This is a genomic window from Duganella kummerowiae, from assembly GCF_053572355.1.
In genome coordinates this window covers 52,798-69,909 of sequence record NZ_JBKFEH010000021.1, presented here as the reverse complement: position 1 = coordinate 69,909, position 17,112 = coordinate 52,798, and the positions used below count along the sequence as shown (strand labels likewise).

Genomic DNA, 17,112 nt, shown 5'->3' with positions numbered 1-17,112 from the left:
GCGGCGGGCTTATCCAACTCAGGCGCGTTCCACGGCCAGGGCCACGCCCATGCCGCCGCCTATGCACAGCGAGGCCAGGCCTTTCTTGGCGTCGCGGCGCACCATTTCGTGCAGCAGGGTCACCAGGATGCGCGCGCCCGATGCACCGATAGGGTGCCCGATGGCGATGGCGCCGCCGTTGACGTTGATCTTGCTGGTGTCCCAGCCGATTTCCTTGTTGACGGCGATGGCCTGGGCAGCAAAGGCTTCGTTGATTTCCATCAGGTCCAGGTCGTCCGGGGTCCAGCCGGCTTTTTTCAGGCACAGCTTGGTGGCCGACACCGGGCCCATGCCCATGAAGGCGGGGTCCAGGCCGGACGAGGCGTAGGCTTTCACCTTGGCCAGCACCGGCAGGCCCAGTTCCTTGGCCTGGGTGGCCGACATCATGATGACGGCGGCGGCGCCGTCGTTGATGCCGGAAGCGTTGCCGGCGGTGACCGTGCCTTCCTTGTTGAAGGCGGGACGCAGGCCGGACAGGGCTTCCAGGGTGGAGCCGGGCTTGACGTATTCATCGGTGTCGAACACGACGCTGCCCTTCTTCTGCACGATTTCCAGCGGCAGGATCTCGTCCTTGAACTTGCCTTCCTTCTGGGCCGCCTCGGCCTTCAGCTGCGACTGCAGGGCGAATTCATCCTGCTCGGCGCGCGAGATTTCGTATTTCTTGGCCACGTTCTCGGCCGTGATGCCCATGTGGTACTGGTTGTACACGTCCCACAGGCCGTCCACGATCATGGTGTCGACCAGCTTGGCGTCGCCCATGCGGAAGCCGTCGCGCGAATTGTTCAGTACGTGCGGCGAGGCGCTCATGTTTTCCTGGCCGCCGGCAATGATGATGTTGGCGTCGCCGCACTTGATGGACTGGGCCGCCAGATGGGTGGCCTTGAGGCCGCTGCCGCACACCTTGTTGATGGTGTAGGCAGGGATGGTGTTGGGCAGGCCGGCCTTGATCACGGCCTGGCGGGCCGGGTTCTGGCCCACGCCGGCGGTCAGCACCTGGCCCAGGATGGCCTCGCCGATCAGGTTGGGATCGATGCCGGTCTTGGCCAGCAGGCCCTTGATCACGTGCGCGCCCAGCTCGGAAGCGGGGATCTTGGCCAGGCTGCCGCCGAATTTGCCGACCGCGGTGCGGCCGGCGGCCACGATAACTACATCATCCATGTGTTTCTCCAGTACGCCGGCAAGCCGGCTTAGTTAAGCAAAACTCAAGCACAAACCTTGTTGCAAGTTCCCGATCATACCCCCGTGGCGTGGGGCCGGGCCAGGGTTTCCTATTGTGCGCTGCCACCAGGACCGGCCCATAACTCCTTAGCAGCAACCGTGCCACAGGCCAGTGATGTGAGCAGCGCGTCGCGCTGGCGCTCGGCCGCTTCCAGGCCGCCATCGGCCAGGACAGCGCCCCAGGCCTGCAGCGCTTGCAAAGGCGCCTGCAGCAGCAGCGCGGCGGCGCGGGCGTACGATTCCGCAAAGTAGAACATGTTGATGCTCCTCAAAGTGGATGAATGGACAAGCTCATCGTAAGCGCGGTAAACACTGTTGCCTTTGACCTATATCAAAAGCAGCATCACCATTCTGAAGAAACAGTATCAATTTGTCACGACAATAATTTGATACCATCCAGGGATGCCGCGCACTGTTCCCGTATCACATTGACGAAATCCAGCACGTAGGCCTGGTGCCGCAGGGCTTCCGGCACCGTCACGAACAAGTCGCTCCACAAGCCCTGCTCGCCCACCGGACGGGCCGCCACGTAGTCGTCCTGGATATGCTGCCTGATGGCCCAGCTGGGCAGGGCGGCGATGCCGCGCCGGCTGGCCACCAGCTGCAGCATGGCCACGGTCAGTTCCGCAGTGCGGCGCCGGTAGTGGATGCGGGCCGGCTGCAGCACCTCGCGTATCAGGTCCACGCCCTGCTCGGGGCCAGGGTAGGTGATCAGGGTTTCGCCCTCGAAGTCGGACGGCGCCAGGCGGCGCCGGGCCTGCAGCCGGTGCCGGGGCGCCATGGCCACCAGGGTTTCGTAGCGGAACAGGGGGAAGGTGGCCAAATCCGGGCCGTGGGCGGCGCCGATGACCAGGTCGGCCTCGCCCTGGCGCAGCAGCGCAGCCGGTTCGCCCGGCAGGCCGGACACCAGGTCGGTCTCCACTTCCGGCCAGCGCTGGCGAAACTGGTCCATGACCGGCATCAGCCAGTCGTAGCAGGCATGGCATTCCAGCGCCACCCGAAGCTGCCCGTGGTCGCCCTGGCTCAGGCGCGCCACCTCGCGCTCGGCGGCCTCGATCTCGGGCAGCAGCAGGTCGGCCAGCTTGAGCAGGCGGGCGCCGGTGGCGGTGAAGCCGATCGGCACCGACTTGCGCTCGAACAGCGGCGCGCCATAGCGGTCCTCCAGCAGCTTGATCTGGTGCGACAGGGCCGACTGTGTCAGGTTCAGCAGCTGGGCGGCGCGCACCAGGCTGCCGGCCGAGCGCAGCGCGCTCAGGGTGCGCAGGTGGCGTATCTCAAGCATGTGGTTGAATGGTTTTCATGATGAAGCGCGTATGCTTGCGTTTTGATTATAGATGAATACGCTGCATACTTTAGCGTATCAATATGAAATGCGGATGACAGCAAAATGACAATGGTTACGCCCGATGCCCGGCCACGCGCACGCTTGCACGCCCTCCCCGGCAGGTATATTCCACAGTAAAATGCTAGCGCCCTGCGCTGCTAACCATTACTACGGTCGCCCATGTCCAAAAGCCTGTTTCAAAAGCCCATAGAGATCAAGATTTCCACCGTTGTCGCCGTCTCCGCCATCCTGTCCACCGCCGACCGCCTGGCGCTGGACGCGGCCCTGGCCGAAATGACCGGCGGCAGCAACGACTTTTTCGAGGATGACCTGACCGTGATCGACGTCGCCGCGCTGCCGGAAGGCGCCGATATCGACTGGGCCGGCCTGATCGCCCTGCTCAAGAAATACCGCTTGAACCCGGTGGCGGTGCGCAACGCCCCGGTGGCCATGGCGGCCGCCATCGCCGCCCACGGCCTGAGCCTGGAAACGGCCACCGGCCCGCAGAAGGAAGCCGAGGCGCCCGCGCCCCGGCCGGCCCCGGCCCCCGCCGCCGCCGTGAATGCGCCCACCCCGACGCCTCATGTGGCGCCGGTGACCATCATCGACACCCCGGTGCGGGCCGGCCAGCGCATCTATGCGCGCGGCGGCGACCTGATCGTGACGGCCGTGGTCAACCACGGCGCCGAGATCATCGCCGACGGCAGCATCCACATCTATAACACCCTGAACGGGCGCGCCCTGGCCGGCGCCTCCGGCAATGCCGAAGCCCGCATCTTCGGCCTGGACCTGGCGCCGGAACTGGTGTCCATCGCTGGTGTCTACCGTACTTTCGAGGATGGTTTCCCGGCCGAACACGCGCGCAAACCCACGCAAATTCGTTTGGCTGGTGACAGAATCGATATATCATCTGTCAATCCACCAACCCGCACTTAAGACAGTCTGCTGTTCCTACTCTTTAAAGGATTATTCGTGGCAAGAATTATTGTAGTAACGTCCGGCAAGGGCGGTGTGGGCAAGACCACCACCAGCGCCAGCTTCTCCACCGGCCTGGCCCTGCGCGGCCACAAGACCGTGGTCATCGACTTCGACGTGGGCCTGCGCAACCTGGACCTGATCATGGGCTGCGAACGCCGCGTGGTGTACGACCTGATCAACGTGATCAACAAGGAAGCCACCCTGAACCAGGCCCTGATCAAGGACAAGCACTGCGACAACCTGTTCATCCTGCCGGCCTCGCAGACGCGCGACAAGGACGCGCTCTCGGAGGAAGGCGTGGAAGCCGTGCTGCACGAGCTGATCAACATGGGCTTCGAATACATCATCTGCGACTCGCCAGCCGGCATCGAGCACGGCGCCCTGATGGCGCTGACCTTTGCCGACGAGGCCCTGATCGTGACCAACCCGGAAGTGTCCTCGGTGCGCGACTCCGACCGCATCCTGGGCATCCTGCAGGCCAAGTCGCGCCGCGCCCAGAGCGGCGGCGAGCCGGTCAAGGAACACCTCTTGATCACGCGCTACTCGCCCAAGCGGGTCGAGGCCGACGAAATGCTGTCCTACGACGACGTCAAGGACATCCTGCGCATCCCGCTGATCGGCATCATCCCCGAGTCGGAATCGGTGCTGCACGCCTCCAACCAGGGCAATCCGGCCATCCACTTCAAGGGTACCGACGTGGCCGCCGCCTACGAGGACGTGGTCAGCCGCTTCCTGGGCCAGGACGTGCCGCTGCGCTTCACCACCTACGAAAAGCCCGGCCTGCTGCAGCGCATTTTTGGAGGCAAGTGACATGGCATTGCTGTCTTTCCTGTTCCCGCCCAAGGCCAAGAGCGCCAACGCGGCCAAGGAGCGCCTGCAGATCATCATCGCCCGCGAACGCAGCGGCCGCGCCGGCCCCGACTTCCTGCCGGCCCTGCACAAGGAGCTGATCGAAGTGATTTCCAAGTACACCAAGGTCAACGCCGACGACATCAAGATTTCGCTGGACCGCCAGGGCAACCTGGAGGTGCTGGACGTGAACGTGGTGCTGCCGGACGCCTGAGCGCCGTCTTCCTCCTTCCAGCAACGCCGGCCTCACGCCGGCGTTGCCGCTTGTGGCCCCGGGCGCGGCCCGCGGCGTAGGCGCCGCCGCGCCGCTGCGGCCGGTGCAGCGCCGGCGTGAGGAGATCGCCTGCGTTGAGGCAACGCCGGCCATGGTGCGCCGCTAGCCCTAAGACGCTGCCGCCGCCTGCGGCGCGCCGGCTGCCAGCAGTTCGCCGGCCACGGCCGCGCAAGCCTCCACGTGCTGGTCGCCTATCTTGCGGAAGGCTGCATAGCCGAGCGCGGCCGAGGCCACCTGCCCGGCCAGCGGCACCAGCTTGCCGGCCTGGCGCGTGAGCATCTTCACGCCGCTGCGCCTGATCAGCTGCCACACCAGCTGGCGCGTCACCACTTTCCCGATCAGCACGCTGCCGGCCCCCACCGCCGCCTGGTAGGCCAGGATGCGCAGGCGCGGATGCAGGCGCTCGATCTGCTGCTCCGTCAGGCCGAACTCGCGGTTGATGTCCTCGATCAGCTCGACGAACAGGCGCAGGTCCGACACCACGTCCAGGCCCGGGATGGGCACCGCCGCCACGCCGGCCGACAGCAGGGCGCGTTTGCGCACCAGGTCGCGGCAGCGCGCGCGCACCGCATCGATCTCCGCCTGCGAGGCCGGAACCAGGGTCCAGACTGTGTCTTTTTTCGGCATATCCATCCTCCCGCGCACGGACGCCGGGCATGTTGCCTGCGTCCAGCTTATTGATTGAATTAAGCGTTTTTCCAGTGTACCGTGGAACGGCATCAGTGGCCGGCGCAGTGTAACTGTTGTATCTTGTGGTAAATTTGTGTATCAGAGGAAAAATAGTTGGCCAATTTGCTAACTAAGAATGTAAATCTCTGTTATATTCAAAGTGACTATTCCTTAACAATGCCGCCATGAGAATCGCCGTCCTTGATACCGACCGCAGCCAGGCTGAACTGATCAGCCAGGTGCTGGGCTCCGCCGGTCACGTGTGCCACACTTTCGCCACTGGAAAGGAATTGCTGGCGCAGCTGCGCAAGGAAAGCTACGACATGCTGATCATGGACTGGCAGGTGGCAGATATGGGCGGGTCCGAAGTCCTCAAGCGCGCGCGCGAAAGATTGCCGGAAACGGCGCCCGTGATGTTTCTCACCAGCGCCTCGGGCGAGGATGACATCGTGGCCGGCGTGACGGCCGGCGCCAACGATTACATGATCAAGCCGCTGCGGCGCAGCGAACTGGTGGCGCGGGTGCAAGCCCTGCTGCGCATTGCCTATCCGGCCCAGAACGGCGCCGAGCAGCTCCAGTTCGGCCAATACGTGTTCGAGACCCGGCCCGGGCGGCTGCTGATGGATGGCGCGGTGCTGGATGTCACGCACAAGGAGTTCTACCTGGCGCTGCTGTTTTTCCGCAACATCGGCCGTCCGCTGTCGCGCGCCTACATCCATGAGGCGGTATGGATACGCGAAACCGCCGTGCCCTCGCGCACCATGGATACCCACGTCTCGCGCGTGCGCAACAAGCTGCAGCTCAAGCCCGAGAACGGCTTCCGCCTGGTGCCGGTCTACAGCTACGGCTACCGGCTGGAAAAACTCGGCGCCTGAGTCCGCATACCCGGTCCCCAAACTGATATCCCATATAGGGATAGCGAGCTATACCTTAGGGCAATGCTCGGGCAAGATGGGCGGAGATCACGGTATAATGCGCCCTATCCCACCCAAACACGTTCCGAAATGCAACTCCTTGCCGTCGGCCTCAACCACCATACCGCTCCGGTCGCCCTGCGCGAACGGCTGGCGTTCGCGCCCGAGCAGCTCGGTGTGGCGGTGCGCGCGGCCCGGGCCTGGTTCGAGCGGGCCGACGGCCGTGGCGGCGAGGAAGCCGCCATCCTGTCCACCTGCAACCGCACGGAACTATACGCGGCCAGCGAGGCGCCACAGCCACTGGACGCGGCGGCCCATTTCCTGGCCGATTTCCACCACCTGAACCACGCCGAGCTGCGCCCCCACCTGTACCTGCTGCCCCAGCACGACGCCGTGCGCCACACCTTCCGCGTCGCTTCCGGGCTGGACTCCATGGTGCTGGGCGAAACCCAGATCCTGGGCCAGATCAAGGACGCCATCCGCACCGCCGACGAAGCCGGCGGCCTGGGCACCTATTTGCACCAGCTGTTCCAACGCAGCTTCTCGGTGGCCAAGGAAGTGCGCAGCACCACCGAGATCGGCGCCCACAGCGTGTCCATGGCGGCCGCCGCCGTGCGCCTGTCGCAGCGCATCTTCGACAAGATCTCGGCCCAGAACGTGCTGTTCATCGGCGCCGGCGAAATGATAGAGCTGTGCGCCACCCACTTCGCGGCGCAGAACCCGAAGTCCATCACCATCGCCAACCGCACCCTGGAGCGCGGCGAGCAGCTGGCGCACCGCTACAACGGCCGCGCCATCCGCCTGGCCGACCTGCAGCACCAGCTGCACAACTACGACATCGTGATTTCCTGCACCGCCTCCTCGCTGCCGCTGATCGGCCTGGGCATGGTGGAGCGGGCCATCAAGGCGCGCCGCCACAAGCCCATGTTCATGGTCGACCTGGCCGTGCCGCGCGATATCGAACCGGAAGTGGGCCGTTTGAACGACGCCTTCCTGTACACCGTGGACGACCTGGGCAAGGTGGTCCAGACGGGCCTGGAAAACCGCCAGGCCGCCGTGGCCCAGGCCGAAGCCATCATCGAGACCCGGGTACAATCGTTCATGCACTGGATAGACGACCGCGCCGTGGTGCCGGTGATCCAGAGCCTGCACGAGAATGGCGAGGCACTGCGCCAGCTGGAACTGGAGCGGGCCCGCAAGATGCTGGCCAAGGGCGAGGACGTGGACGCCGTGCTGGAAGCCCTGTCGCGCGGCCTGACCGCCAAGTTCATGCACGGCCCGCAGCAAGCCCTGCACCGGGCCCAGGGCGAAGAGCGCGCCCAGCTGGCCCAGCTGCTGCCGCAGCTGTTCCGCAGCCGCCGTTAGCGGCCCTGCCGCCCTGCCCCGCCGTCTCCCTTTGCGGCAGCCGCCCGCGCGCGGCATCCCTCCCGAACACTGACACACCGGAATGCTATGAAACCTTCTATGCTGTCCAAGCTGGACCAATTGGCGAACCGCCTGGTCGAACTGGATCAACTGCTGATGTCCGAGGACGCCACCGCGAACATGGACAACTACCGCAAGATGACGCGCGAGCACGCCGAACTGGGCCCGCTGGTGGCGGTCTACCGCGACTACCAGCAGGCCGAGGCCGACATCGCCGCCGCCCAGGACATGCTGGCCGATCCCGACATGAAGGAATTCGCCCAGGAGGAAGTCGCGGCAGCAAAAGAACGCATGGCGGGCCTGGAGCTGGACCTGCAGAAAATGCTGCTGCCCAAGGACGCCAACGACGAGCGCAACATCTTCCTGGAAATCCGCGCCGGCACCGGCGGCGACGAGTCGGCCCTGTTTGCCGGCGACCTGCTGCGCATGTACACCCGCTACGCGGAGCGCAACCGCTGGCAGGTGGAGATGGTGTCCGAATCGCCGTCCGACCTGGGCGGCTACCGCGAGGTGATCGTGCGCCTGGTGGGCAACGGCGTGTACTCCAAGCTGAAGTTCGAATCGGGCGGCCATCGCGTGCAGCGGGTGCCGGCCACCGAGACCCAGGGCCGCATCCACACCTCGGCCTGCACCGTGGCCGTGATGCCGGAAGCCGATGAAGTGGAGGACGTGCACATCAACCCGGCCGATCTGCGCATCGACACCTTCCGCGCCTCGGGCGCCGGCGGCCAGCACATCAACAAGACCGATTCGGCCGTGCGCCTGACCCACCTGCCGACCGGCATCGTGGTCGAGTGCCAGGACGACCGCAGCCAGCACAAGAACAAGGCCCAGGCCATGAAGGTGCTGGCCGCGCGCATCAAGGACGTGCAGCTGCGCGAGCAGCAATCGAAGGAGGCGGCCACCCGCAAGAGCCTGATCGGCTCGGGTGACCGCAGCGAGCGCATCCGCACCTACAACTTCCCCCAGGGCCGCATGACCGACCACCGCATCAACCTGACCCTGTACAAGCTGGACTTCATCATGGACGGCGACCTGGCCGAGCTGACCACGGCGCTGCAGGCCGAGCACCAGGCCGAGATGCTGGCCGCCCTCGGTGATTGAGCAAGGGACCGAGGCCTGCGGCTTAGAACCCGTTTCAAAATGACCATGGCGTCGTTACGGCTCCTAGCCGTGCAGGCGCACTGTCTTCATCGCCGTGCCTAGCCCTGCTCATTTTGAAACGGGTTCTTAACCACGGCCTAAGGCGATGTTGGCAACTTTATGCGAAAATCGCCCGATTCAACCCACCGGACACCCCCATGACGCAACACCGCTCCCTGCTGCTGACCATCGCCGTGGCCTGTTTCGGCCTGATCGGCGTCGCCCTCTACCTGCAACACGGGCTGGACATGCTGCCCTGCCCGCTGTGCGTGATCCAGCGCTACCTGTTCATCGCGGTGGGCGTGATCTGCCTGGTGGGCGCCTACAGCAAGCCGCGCACGGCCGCCGGCCTGGCCCTGCTGGCGGCGCTGGGCGGCCTGGGCACGGCCGGCAAGCATTTGTGGGTGCTGGCCCATCCCGGCCTGTCGTGCGGCATCGACCCCATGGAAACCTTCCTTAACAAGATCCCCACCGCCACCCTGCTGCCGTCCCTGTTCCGCGCCGACGGCCTGTGCGAGGACGCCACCGCGCCCTGGTTCGGCCTGTCCATCCCGCAGTGGTCGTTCCTGTGGTTCGGCCTGCTGAGCGTGGCCCTGGTATGGCTGCTGGTGCGCCGCCGCCGCGCATGAGCAGGCCCCTGGTCCAAGCCGGCGACACCCTGGGCGCCCTGCAGCGCCGCCCCCTGCTCGACCCGGTCGACCAGCGCATCCTGGTCTGCCACGCGCTGGGCCTGCCACGCGTGGCCCTGATCACGCAAGCGGAGCGGGTGCTGACGGCGGACGAGGCCGGGCGCCTGTCGGCCCTGCTGCAGCGCCGCCTGGACGGCGAGCCGGTGGCCTACCTGACCGGCAGCCGCGAGTTCTACGGCCTGGCGTTCGAGGTCGGACCGGCAGTGCTGATCCCCCGCCCCGATACGGAATTGCTGGTGGAACTGGCGCTGGAACGGCTGCCGCCGCGCGGCCGGGTGCTGGACCTGGGCACCGGCAGCGGCGCCATCGCCGTCTCGCTGGCGCACAGCCGCCCGGACGCGTCCGTCACGGCCCTGGACGTCAGCGAGCAAGCCCTGGCCGTGGCCGCCCGCAACGCCGCCCGCCACGGCGCGGCCGTGCGCTTCCTGCGCAGCGACTGGTATGGCGCCCTGGAAGCGGACCAGCGCTACCAACTGGTGGTGTCCAATCCTCCCTACATCGCGGCCGGCGACAGCCACCTGGCGCAAGGTGATTTGCGCTATGAGCCGTCCGGCGCCCTGACCGATTTTGCCGACGGCCTGACGGCCCTGCGCAGCATCGCAACCGGCGCCCCGGCCCACCTGCTGGCGGGTGGCTGGCTGCTGATGGAGCACGGCTACGACCAGGCCGCCGCCGTGCGCGAGCTACTGGTCCAGCTGGGCTATGGCGAGGTACAAAGCTGGCGCGACCTGGCCGGCATCGAGCGTGTCACGGGCGGCCGGCTGGCCTGACCTCCCTGGTCTTGCGGGGCGGGGCGCGGCCCCGGCCTTTGCTAAAATGCGGGTTTTGCGGCGCTTCGGCGCGCTTGGCGATTTTCGGTTACTCTCTGCACCAAACATTTATTTGCTGCACAAGAAAGGAAAGTCCAGTGCCCCATCTTTTGAAACGCCGCCTGGCCCTGCTGGCCCAGCCACAGCACCGTGCGGTACTGGGAGGCTTGCGCGGCATCGAACGGGAAACCCTGCGCGTCGATGCGCGCGGGCAGCTGGCCGCCACGCCGCACCCGGTTGCACTCGGCAGCGCCCTGACGCACGAACAGATCACCACCGACTATGCCGAGACGCTGCTGGAATTCATCACCCCGGCCGAGCCCGACATTGCCGCCACCATCGCCAAACTGGACGGCATCCACCGCTACGCCTACAGCAAGCTGGACGGCGAGCTGCTGTGGAGCCAGTCCATGCCCTGCGCGCTGCCCGCTGAAGACAAAATCGAAATCGCCTGGTACGGCACGTCCAACCTGGGCACGCTCAAGCATGTGTACCGGCGCGGCCTGGCGCTGCGCTATGGCAAGGCCATGCAATGCATCGCCGGCATCCATTACAACTTCTCACTGAATGAGGATTTGTGGAAGGTGCTGGCCGCCAACGAGGTCAGCGGCAAGCGCCTGACGCCCATGTCCTACCAGTCGGAAGCCTACCTGGCCACCATCCGCAACTTCCGCCGCCACAGCTGGTTCCTCATGTATTTGTTCGGCGCCTCGCCGGCGCTGGACGCCGGCTTCCTGCGCGGCAAGCCGCACAAGCTGGAACGCCTGTCGGACGACACCCTGTACCTGCCCTACGCCACCAGCCTGCGCATGAGCGACCTGGGCTACCAGAACGACGCCCAGTCCGGCCTGATCCCGCGCGAGAACTGCCTGGACAGCTATGTCGCCACCCTGACGCGCGCCGTCAACCAGCCCTATGAACCCTACGCCAGGCTGGGCACCAAGAAGGATGGCGAGTGGATACAGCTGAGCACCAACGTGCTGCAGATCGAGAACGAGTACTACTCGACCATCCGCCCCAAGCGCGTGATCCGCACCGGCGAGCGTCCCATCCAGGCCTTGTGCGCGCGCGGCGTGCAGTACATCGAGGTGCGCTGCATGGACGTGGACCCGTTCGAGCCGGTCGGCATCAGCGTGGCCACCGGCCGCTTCCTGGACGTGTTCCTGCTGTTCTGCGCCCTGCGCGAAAGTCCGTCCATCACGGATGAACAAGGCCGGCTGTTCCTGGCCAACTTCGGCCGCACCGTCAAGGAAGGCCGCCGTCCCGGCCTGATGCTGCACAACGGCGAGCGCGACATCGGCCTGCGCGAGTGGGGCGAACAGTTGCTGGAGCTGATGGCGCCGGTGGCCGCCCTGCTGGACGAACGGCGCGGCGGCAGCGAGCACGCCGAGGCGCTGGCCGCCGCCGCCGCCAAGCTGGCCGACCCGTCCCTGACGCCCTCGGCGCGCGTGCTGGACACGCTGCAACGCGAACATGGCGGCTCGTTTGCCGCCTTCGGCCTGGCCCAGAGCGAGCGCCACGCGGCCTACTTCCGCAGCCATCCGCCCACGGCGGAGCAAGCGGCCGACTTCGACCGCCAGGCGGCAGAATCGCTGGCCCAGCAGGCCGCCATGGAAGCGGAACCGCAATCGGATTTCGACGATTACGTGGCGGCCTACCGCGCCAGCAACCTGTGCAAATCGCTGCCCGACTGCCATTGAACGGACCAGGCCCGCGTGCTTACCTTTTATAACGAACAGCACGCCCAACACCGGGGCCGCCACGAGATCTTCCGCGGCGAGATGGTACCCTGCTTCGAGAAGCCGGAGCGGGCCGACGCCGTGCTGGCCGAGCTGGGACGGCGCGGCCTGGGCCGCATCGTCACGCCGCATGGTGTGCCCCTGATGTCGCTGGAACGCATCCACACCCCGCGCTACCTGCACTTCCTGCGCAACGCCTGGAGCGAATGGCTGGCGCTGGACCCGGCCAACGCCGGCAAGGACGCCTTTCCCGCCGTGTGGCCGGTGCGCACCCTGCGCGACGACGTGGAGCCGGAGAATTTCTGCGCCCGCCTGGGCCTGTATTCCATGGACAGCGGCACCCCGCTGACGGCCGGCACCTGGACCGCCGCCAAGACCGGCGCCGATTGCGCCGTCAACGCGGCCCACGCGCTGCGCCTGGGCGAGCGCGCCGCCTTCGTGCTGAGCCGCCCGCCGGGCCACCACGCGGGCGCCGACTTCTTCGGCGGCTACTGCTTCCTCAACAATGCGGCGCTGGCGGCCCAGCACATGCTGGACGATGGCGCGCGCAAGGTCGCCATCCTCGATATCGACTACCACCACGGCAACGGCACCCAGAGCATCTTCTACGGCCGCGACGACGTGCTGTTCATCTCCATCCACGCCGATCCGCGCCACGAATATCCGTTCTACCTGGGCCATGCCGACGAGCGCGGCGCGGGCGCGGGCCTGGGCTGCAACCTGAACCTGCCGCTGGCGGCAGGCACCTCGGCCAGCGCCTGGTTCGCGGCGCTGGAGACGGCCTGCATCCGCATCGGCAGCTTTGCGCCGGATGCGCTGGTGGTGTCGCTGGGCGTGGATACCTTTGCCGGCGATCCGCTGTCGCGCTTTGCCCTGCAGAGCGCCGATTACCTCAAGGTGGGCGAGCGCCTGGCCTGGCTCAACCTGCCCACCGCCTTCATCTTCGAAGGCGGCTACGCGGTCAAGGAACTGGGCGTGAACGTGGTCAACGTGCTGGAAGGCTACGAGACCGCGCTGTAGGGCGGCCGCCTGAGGCGCCATGGCGTCGCTGTCGGCGCCGCGCCTTGCCCGCGCGCCGTCTTCGCCGCTGCTCCGTGCCTGGCCCCTCAGCCGGTCTTGGCCAGCCTACGCATGCCGTCGCCCCCCGCTTACAGGCGGCCGCGCAGTTCGAGCGCGATCACACGGGGCTTGGTGACATAGGCGTAAGGCGAACCGACCGCGCTGCCCAGGTTGCTGATGGACACGTACTGCTTGTCGAGCGCATTGTTCACCACCAGGGCCACGCCCCAGTTGCCGGTGGGCGCACTCCAGCCCAGGCGCACGTCGACCTTTTCGCGCTGGGCGCCGGCGCCGACGCCGTTGCTCTGCAAACAGGTGCCGTCGCCGCGAGTATCGGCGTTGCAGCGCTTTTCGCCCTGGTAGCCGTACATCAGGTTGAAGTCGCCCTGGCCGTCGAGCACCGGCCACTTGGCCGCCACGCCCACCGAGGCCGACAGGTAAGGCGCGCCGGCCGGCTGGCCGCGCAGGTTGACGCCGGACGGCGCCGTGTACCTGGAATAGGTCTGGTCCAGGTATTCCACGGCGCCGTTCAGGCGCCAGATGCGGTTCAGCTTCCACTGCGCTTCCAGGTCGATGCCGGTGGCGCGCTGGTCGCTGTTGACGATCTGATAGCTGGGGATGCCGGTGCTGGCGCTGGCCGGGATCAATGTCAGGCTTTGCAGGTTGGTATATTCGTAGCGGAACAGCGAGGCGCCGTAGCTCAGGCCCAGCGTGCGCAGCTGGCCTTTGGCGCCCAGCTCCACATTGGTCACCAGTTCCTCGTCGTAGTGGCCGTTGACGCCCACGGCGTCGTAGCCGCCGGCCTGGTAGCCCTTGCTCCACGAGCCGTACACCATGTGGTCGGCCGCCAGGTGATGGTCCAGCACCACGCGCGGGCTGAAGTTGTTCCAGCTGTTGGACGAGGTGAACGGCTTGGTGCTCGAGCCGGGGTTGTTGAAGTTGAGGTTGTTGGCCATCACGCTCTGGAAGGTGGCGGCCTGGGTGGCGGTCAGCAGCTTCATGGCGACCAGGGTGGTGTACAGGTTGGCGGCCTTGAGCGCGGCCAGCTGGGTGTCCAGCGCGCCGGCGGTGCGCGGCGGGTTGTACCAGCTGAAGCTCTTCTGGTCGTGGGTGTAGCGCCCACCCAGGGTCAGGTTGGTGCTGGGCGTGGCGTGCCAGATCACGTCACCATAGGCGGCGTAGGCGCGGTATTCGCCGCGGTCGGTCATGGCCTCGGTCCACGGCAGGCCGCCCAGGTTCATGGCTTGCAGGGCGCTGTTGCCGGTGGCCTTGCCCACGCCCTGCACCAGCTGGGTCAGGGTGGCGTAGGGCTTCAAGCCGGCCGCGTTGGAGAAGATGGTGTCCAGCGAAGTGGTGGTGACCGAGAGGCTTTGCATGTCGTCGGCGCGCTCGCGGAAGGCGCTCACGCCGCTGACCCAGTCGAAGGCGCCGGTCTGGCCGCTCAGCTTGAATTCCTGCTGCCAGGTGGTGTCGGCCTCGGTGTGGCCCAGGGCCAGGTAGGTGGCCGGGTTGGAGGACGCGTCGGCGTCCTGGTAGTTGCTGGTGTTGAAGCGGCGGTAGGCCGTGGTGCTGGTGAGGGTGGCGAAGGACAGCGGCTTTTCCACCTTCAAGGTCACGCCGTCGAAGGTGCGCGACTGGGCGTTGACGGCGGCGTCGTTGGACAGGGTCTGGGCCAGCGGATTGCTCCAGGTGGTGGGCGAGCCGAAGTTGATCTTTCCGCCCGTGACGGACAGGATGGGCGGACCGGCGGCGCGCATCACCTCATGCTCCCAGCTCAGGGTGGCCGAGGCTTGCTCGCCATGCCAGCGCAGCGCGGCGCGCAGGCCGCGGTCGCCGTCGTCGCCCATGCGCATGCCATTGTAGGCGTTGGTGACCCAGCCGTCGTCCTGCTGGTTGACGGCCGAAAGGCGGAAGGCCACGCTGTCCGACAACGGCGTGTTATACATGACTTCCGCATGCTTGGTGCCACGGTCGCCCAGGCGCAGCAAGGCGCTGGCCTCGACCCGGTCGACCGGCGCATTGGTGACGATGGAAATGGCGCCGGCCGCCGCATTGCGGCCGAACAGCGTGCCCTGCGGGCCTTTCAGCACTTCGACGCGCTTGATATCGTTAAAGTTCAGCAGGGAGCCGCCTGTCTTGCCGGCGTAGACACCGTCGGTGTAGATGCCGACCGGCGAATCGGTGCCGATGCCGAAGTCCTCGGTGCCCACGCCGCGCAGGAACACCTGGGGCCGGGTCGATTGCGAAGTGTCGATGGCCAGGCCGGGCACGAAGGCGTCCACGTCGGCCAGGCTGGAGATGCCCATGTCCTTGAGCGAATCGCCGCTCATGGTCTGCACCGCGATCGGCACGTTCTGTATCTGCTGGCTGCGGCTTTGCGCCGTCACCACCACCTGCTCCTGCGCCGCCGCCATGCCCGCCAGCGCCATGCCCACCGCCAGTGCGCACTTGCGCAGCACCAGTTGTTCCTGAATCAAGCCCACTCTGTTCTCCTGTTGCGTTGTTTGATGAAATGCGGCTGATTCTGGCGGCAGCACACAAGCCGGCGCACGCCAACAAGCCGCACAACCAGTGTTTCAGCATCGATTACTCCTGGGCGGATGCGCATCAAAGTTGTTGGTCCCACGGATTGAGGATGGCCGCGCCCGTGGACAGGAAATCGCCGACATTGCGGGTGACAACCGTCATGCCGTGCTGCAGCGCCGTGGCGGCAATCAAGGCGTCCCGTTCACTACGCTTATTGGGAACATGCAGCCTGGCCCAGCGCTGTGCCGCGGCAGTATCCACCGCGACTACTCTCCCTACAAACTCGGGCAGGACATGCCGCTCCAACCATGTTCGAAGAACAGCCCCCTGGACTGGGTCCTTGCGCTCCAGCGCCAGGACCCCGAGCTCCAACTCCATGACGGTGATAGCGGATATGTACAGCTGGCTGGCGTCAACGCTTTCAGCCCAAGCCTTTACATTCGGATCGGCCTTGCCTGCCGCGACCTTGCGCAACTCCGATACGACGTTAGTATCGAGAACGTACATCATGAGAAATCAGCAGCACGGATGCCGAGATCGACGGGCGGAGTATCGAACTCGATGTCTGCGGCATCAGGCATGGCCAAGGCATCCGCGATATTGCGACGCTGCCCGGTAAGCCGCTGGTAATCTTCAAAGGTCAGCAGTACGTGGGCCGGCTTGCCCCGATCCGTGATGAAGACCGGGCCATCCCTGGCCGCCTTCTTGGCGCGCGCCACGTCTTGGTTCAGCTCGCGGCTGGACAGCGTCGTAATGGTCATGTATGCCTCTCGCCCTGTCGTTCATGTAGGCATGTTGCTACGTTTGCTCCGCCCGCGCAAGTCCCCACCAAAGAGGCATTGAACTCCAGTAGCAAAAGGCTATGCTTGCCATAGTAAAAATTCATATATAAATCGCTTGCTATTCAATTGTGAGCGATTTATAGTGTGCACATGGGCGCTGCAAACACGGCGCTGAACCTAAGTAGTCAGACACTCACCCCGAAAAGGAGATTCATCATGTCGCTCGAAAAAGTCCTGTACCGCGCAACTTCCACCTCCACCGGCGGCCGTGAAGGCAAGTCCGTCTCGTCCGATGGCGTGCTGGACGTCAAACTGACCACCCCGAAAGAACTGGGCGGCGCCGGCGCGGTCGGCACCAACCCGGAACAGCTGTTCGCCGCCGGCTACTCGGCCTGCTTCATCGGCGCCCTGAAATTCGTCGGCGCCCGCGACAAGATCGCCGTGCCGGCCGATGCTTCGATCGAAGCCACCGTGGGCATCGGCCCGCTCCCGACCGGTTTCGGCATCGAAGCCGAACTGAAAATCTCGCTGCCCGGCGTGGACCGCGAAACCGCCCAGAAACTGGTGGACGCCGCCCACATCGTGTGCCCGTACTCGAACGCCACCCGTGGCAACATCGACGTGACCCTGACCATCGTCTAAGCAACACATCCGGCCCCTCCCCGGGGCCGTGCC

The 17,112-nt window shown here is 65.9% G+C and carries 18 protein-coding genes; 11 read left to right on the top strand and 7 right to left on the bottom strand.

Annotated elements, in window-relative coordinates; genetic code table 11:
* Positions 1 to 18: 18 nt before the first annotated feature.
* The 3 genes from ACLB1G_RS24945 to ACLB1G_RS24935 all read right to left on the bottom strand — a co-directional run bounded on the left by ACLB1G_RS24945 (position 19) and on the right by ACLB1G_RS24935 (position 2,539).
* Complete coding sequence (locus tag ACLB1G_RS24945; RefSeq protein WP_491629961.1) at positions 19 to 1,197, bottom strand: acetyl-CoA C-acetyltransferase; 1,179 nt, start codon at positions 1,195 to 1,197, stop codon at positions 19 to 21.
* 110 nt (positions 1,198 to 1,307) lie between these two features.
* On the bottom strand, positions 1,308 to 1,514 hold the full coding sequence (locus ACLB1G_RS24940) for a hypothetical protein (protein ID WP_491629960.1): 207 nt from the start codon (positions 1,512 to 1,514) through the stop codon (positions 1,308 to 1,310).
* A gap of 116 nt (positions 1,515 to 1,630) precedes the next feature.
* Positions 1,631 to 2,539 carry a LysR family transcriptional regulator gene (locus tag ACLB1G_RS24935; RefSeq protein WP_491629959.1) on the bottom strand — a complete coding sequence of 303 codons (909 nt, stop codon included), beginning with the start codon at positions 2,537 to 2,539 and terminating at the stop codon, positions 1,631 to 1,633.
* A gap of 222 nt (positions 2,540 to 2,761) precedes the next feature.
* On the opposite strand from ACLB1G_RS24935, the gene minC reads away from it, so the two are divergent.
* The 3 genes from minC to minE are packed head-to-tail and all read left to right on the top strand — an operon-like array spanning position 2,762 to position 4,622.
* Positions 2,762 to 3,517: a septum site-determining protein MinC gene (gene minC / locus ACLB1G_RS24930; RefSeq protein ID WP_491629958.1), complete on the top strand. Its 756-nt coding sequence runs from the start codon at positions 2,762 to 2,764 to the stop codon at positions 3,515 to 3,517.
* A gap of 36 nt (positions 3,518 to 3,553) precedes the next feature.
* Complete coding sequence (gene minD / locus ACLB1G_RS24925; protein ID WP_491629957.1) at positions 3,554 to 4,369, top strand: septum site-determining protein MinD; 816 nt, start codon at positions 3,554 to 3,556, stop codon at positions 4,367 to 4,369.
* Between the two features lies 1 nt (position 4,370).
* Entirely contained in the window at positions 4,371 to 4,622 is a 252-nt protein-coding gene (minE, locus tag ACLB1G_RS24920) for a cell division topological specificity factor MinE (protein WP_491629956.1), read from the top strand.
* Between the two features lie 168 nt (positions 4,623 to 4,790).
* Here minE and ACLB1G_RS24915 read toward each other — a convergent pair whose 3' ends face one another.
* On the bottom strand, positions 4,791 to 5,309 hold the full coding sequence (locus ACLB1G_RS24915; RefSeq protein WP_491629955.1) for a hypothetical protein: 519 nt from the start codon (positions 5,307 to 5,309) through the stop codon (positions 4,791 to 4,793).
* A gap of 227 nt (positions 5,310 to 5,536) precedes the next feature.
* Here ACLB1G_RS24915 and ACLB1G_RS24910 point away from each other — a divergent pair, with 227 nt between their 5' ends.
* The 7 genes from ACLB1G_RS24910 to ACLB1G_RS24880 all read left to right on the top strand — a co-directional run bounded on the left by ACLB1G_RS24910 (position 5,537) and on the right by ACLB1G_RS24880 (position 13,090).
* Positions 5,537 to 6,226 (top strand): response regulator transcription factor, encoded by a 690-nt coding sequence (locus tag ACLB1G_RS24910; RefSeq protein WP_491629954.1) that lies wholly within the window; start codon positions 5,537 to 5,539, stop codon positions 6,224 to 6,226.
* 129 nt (positions 6,227 to 6,355) lie between these two features.
* Entirely contained in the window at positions 6,356 to 7,630 is a 1,275-nt protein-coding gene (hemA, locus tag ACLB1G_RS24905; protein WP_491629953.1) for a glutamyl-tRNA reductase, read from the top strand.
* 87 nt (positions 7,631 to 7,717) lie between these two features.
* Positions 7,718 to 8,794 (top strand): peptide chain release factor 1, encoded by a 1,077-nt coding sequence (prfA, locus tag ACLB1G_RS24900; RefSeq protein WP_491629952.1) that lies wholly within the window; start codon positions 7,718 to 7,720, stop codon positions 8,792 to 8,794.
* A 197-nt stretch (positions 8,795 to 8,991) separates the two neighbouring features.
* The gene (locus ACLB1G_RS24895) at positions 8,992 to 9,462 is read left to right on the top strand and encodes a disulfide bond formation protein B (RefSeq protein WP_491629951.1); all 471 of its coding nucleotides are present in this window, start codon (positions 8,992 to 8,994) and stop codon (positions 9,460 to 9,462) included.
* Positions 9,459 to 10,292, top strand: a complete 834-nt coding sequence (gene prmC / locus ACLB1G_RS24890) for a peptide chain release factor N(5)-glutamine methyltransferase (protein ID WP_491629950.1) — start codon at positions 9,459 to 9,461, stop codon at positions 10,290 to 10,292. Before ACLB1G_RS24895 ends, prmC begins: the two co-directional genes overlap by 4 nt.
* A gap of 137 nt (positions 10,293 to 10,429) precedes the next feature.
* Positions 10,430 to 12,031, top strand: a complete 1,602-nt coding sequence (gene gshA, locus ACLB1G_RS24885; RefSeq protein ID WP_491629949.1) for a glutamate--cysteine ligase — start codon at positions 10,430 to 10,432, stop codon at positions 12,029 to 12,031.
* A gap of 15 nt (positions 12,032 to 12,046) precedes the next feature.
* Positions 12,047 to 13,090, top strand: coding sequence for a histone deacetylase family protein (locus ACLB1G_RS24880; protein ID WP_491629948.1), 1,044 nt, complete (start codon positions 12,047 to 12,049; stop codon positions 13,088 to 13,090).
* Positions 13,091 to 13,218: 128 nt separating this feature from the next.
* Here the strand turns inward: ACLB1G_RS24880 and ACLB1G_RS24875 are convergent, their stop codons facing one another.
* From ACLB1G_RS24875 to ACLB1G_RS24865, 3 genes are all read right to left on the bottom strand, one after another.
* Positions 13,219 to 15,612: a TonB-dependent receptor gene (locus ACLB1G_RS24875; protein ID WP_491629947.1), complete on the bottom strand. Its 2,394-nt coding sequence runs from the start codon at positions 15,610 to 15,612 to the stop codon at positions 13,219 to 13,221.
* 124 nt (positions 15,613 to 15,736) lie between these two features.
* Positions 15,737 to 16,165 carry a type II toxin-antitoxin system VapC family toxin gene (locus ACLB1G_RS24870; protein ID WP_491629946.1) on the bottom strand — a complete coding sequence of 143 codons (429 nt, stop codon included), beginning with the start codon at positions 16,163 to 16,165 and terminating at the stop codon, positions 15,737 to 15,739.
* Entirely contained in the window at positions 16,162 to 16,416 is a 255-nt protein-coding gene (locus ACLB1G_RS24865) for a type II toxin-antitoxin system Phd/YefM family antitoxin (protein WP_491629945.1), read from the bottom strand. The genes ACLB1G_RS24870 and ACLB1G_RS24865 overlap by 4 nt, the downstream gene beginning before the upstream one ends.
* A 237-nt stretch (positions 16,417 to 16,653) precedes the next feature.
* Here ACLB1G_RS24865 and ACLB1G_RS24860 point away from each other — a divergent pair, with 237 nt between their 5' ends.
* Positions 16,654 to 17,079, top strand: coding sequence for an organic hydroperoxide resistance protein (locus ACLB1G_RS24860; RefSeq protein ID WP_491629944.1), 426 nt, complete (start codon positions 16,654 to 16,656; stop codon positions 17,077 to 17,079).
* The last annotated feature ends 33 nt before the right edge of the window (positions 17,080 to 17,112 follow it).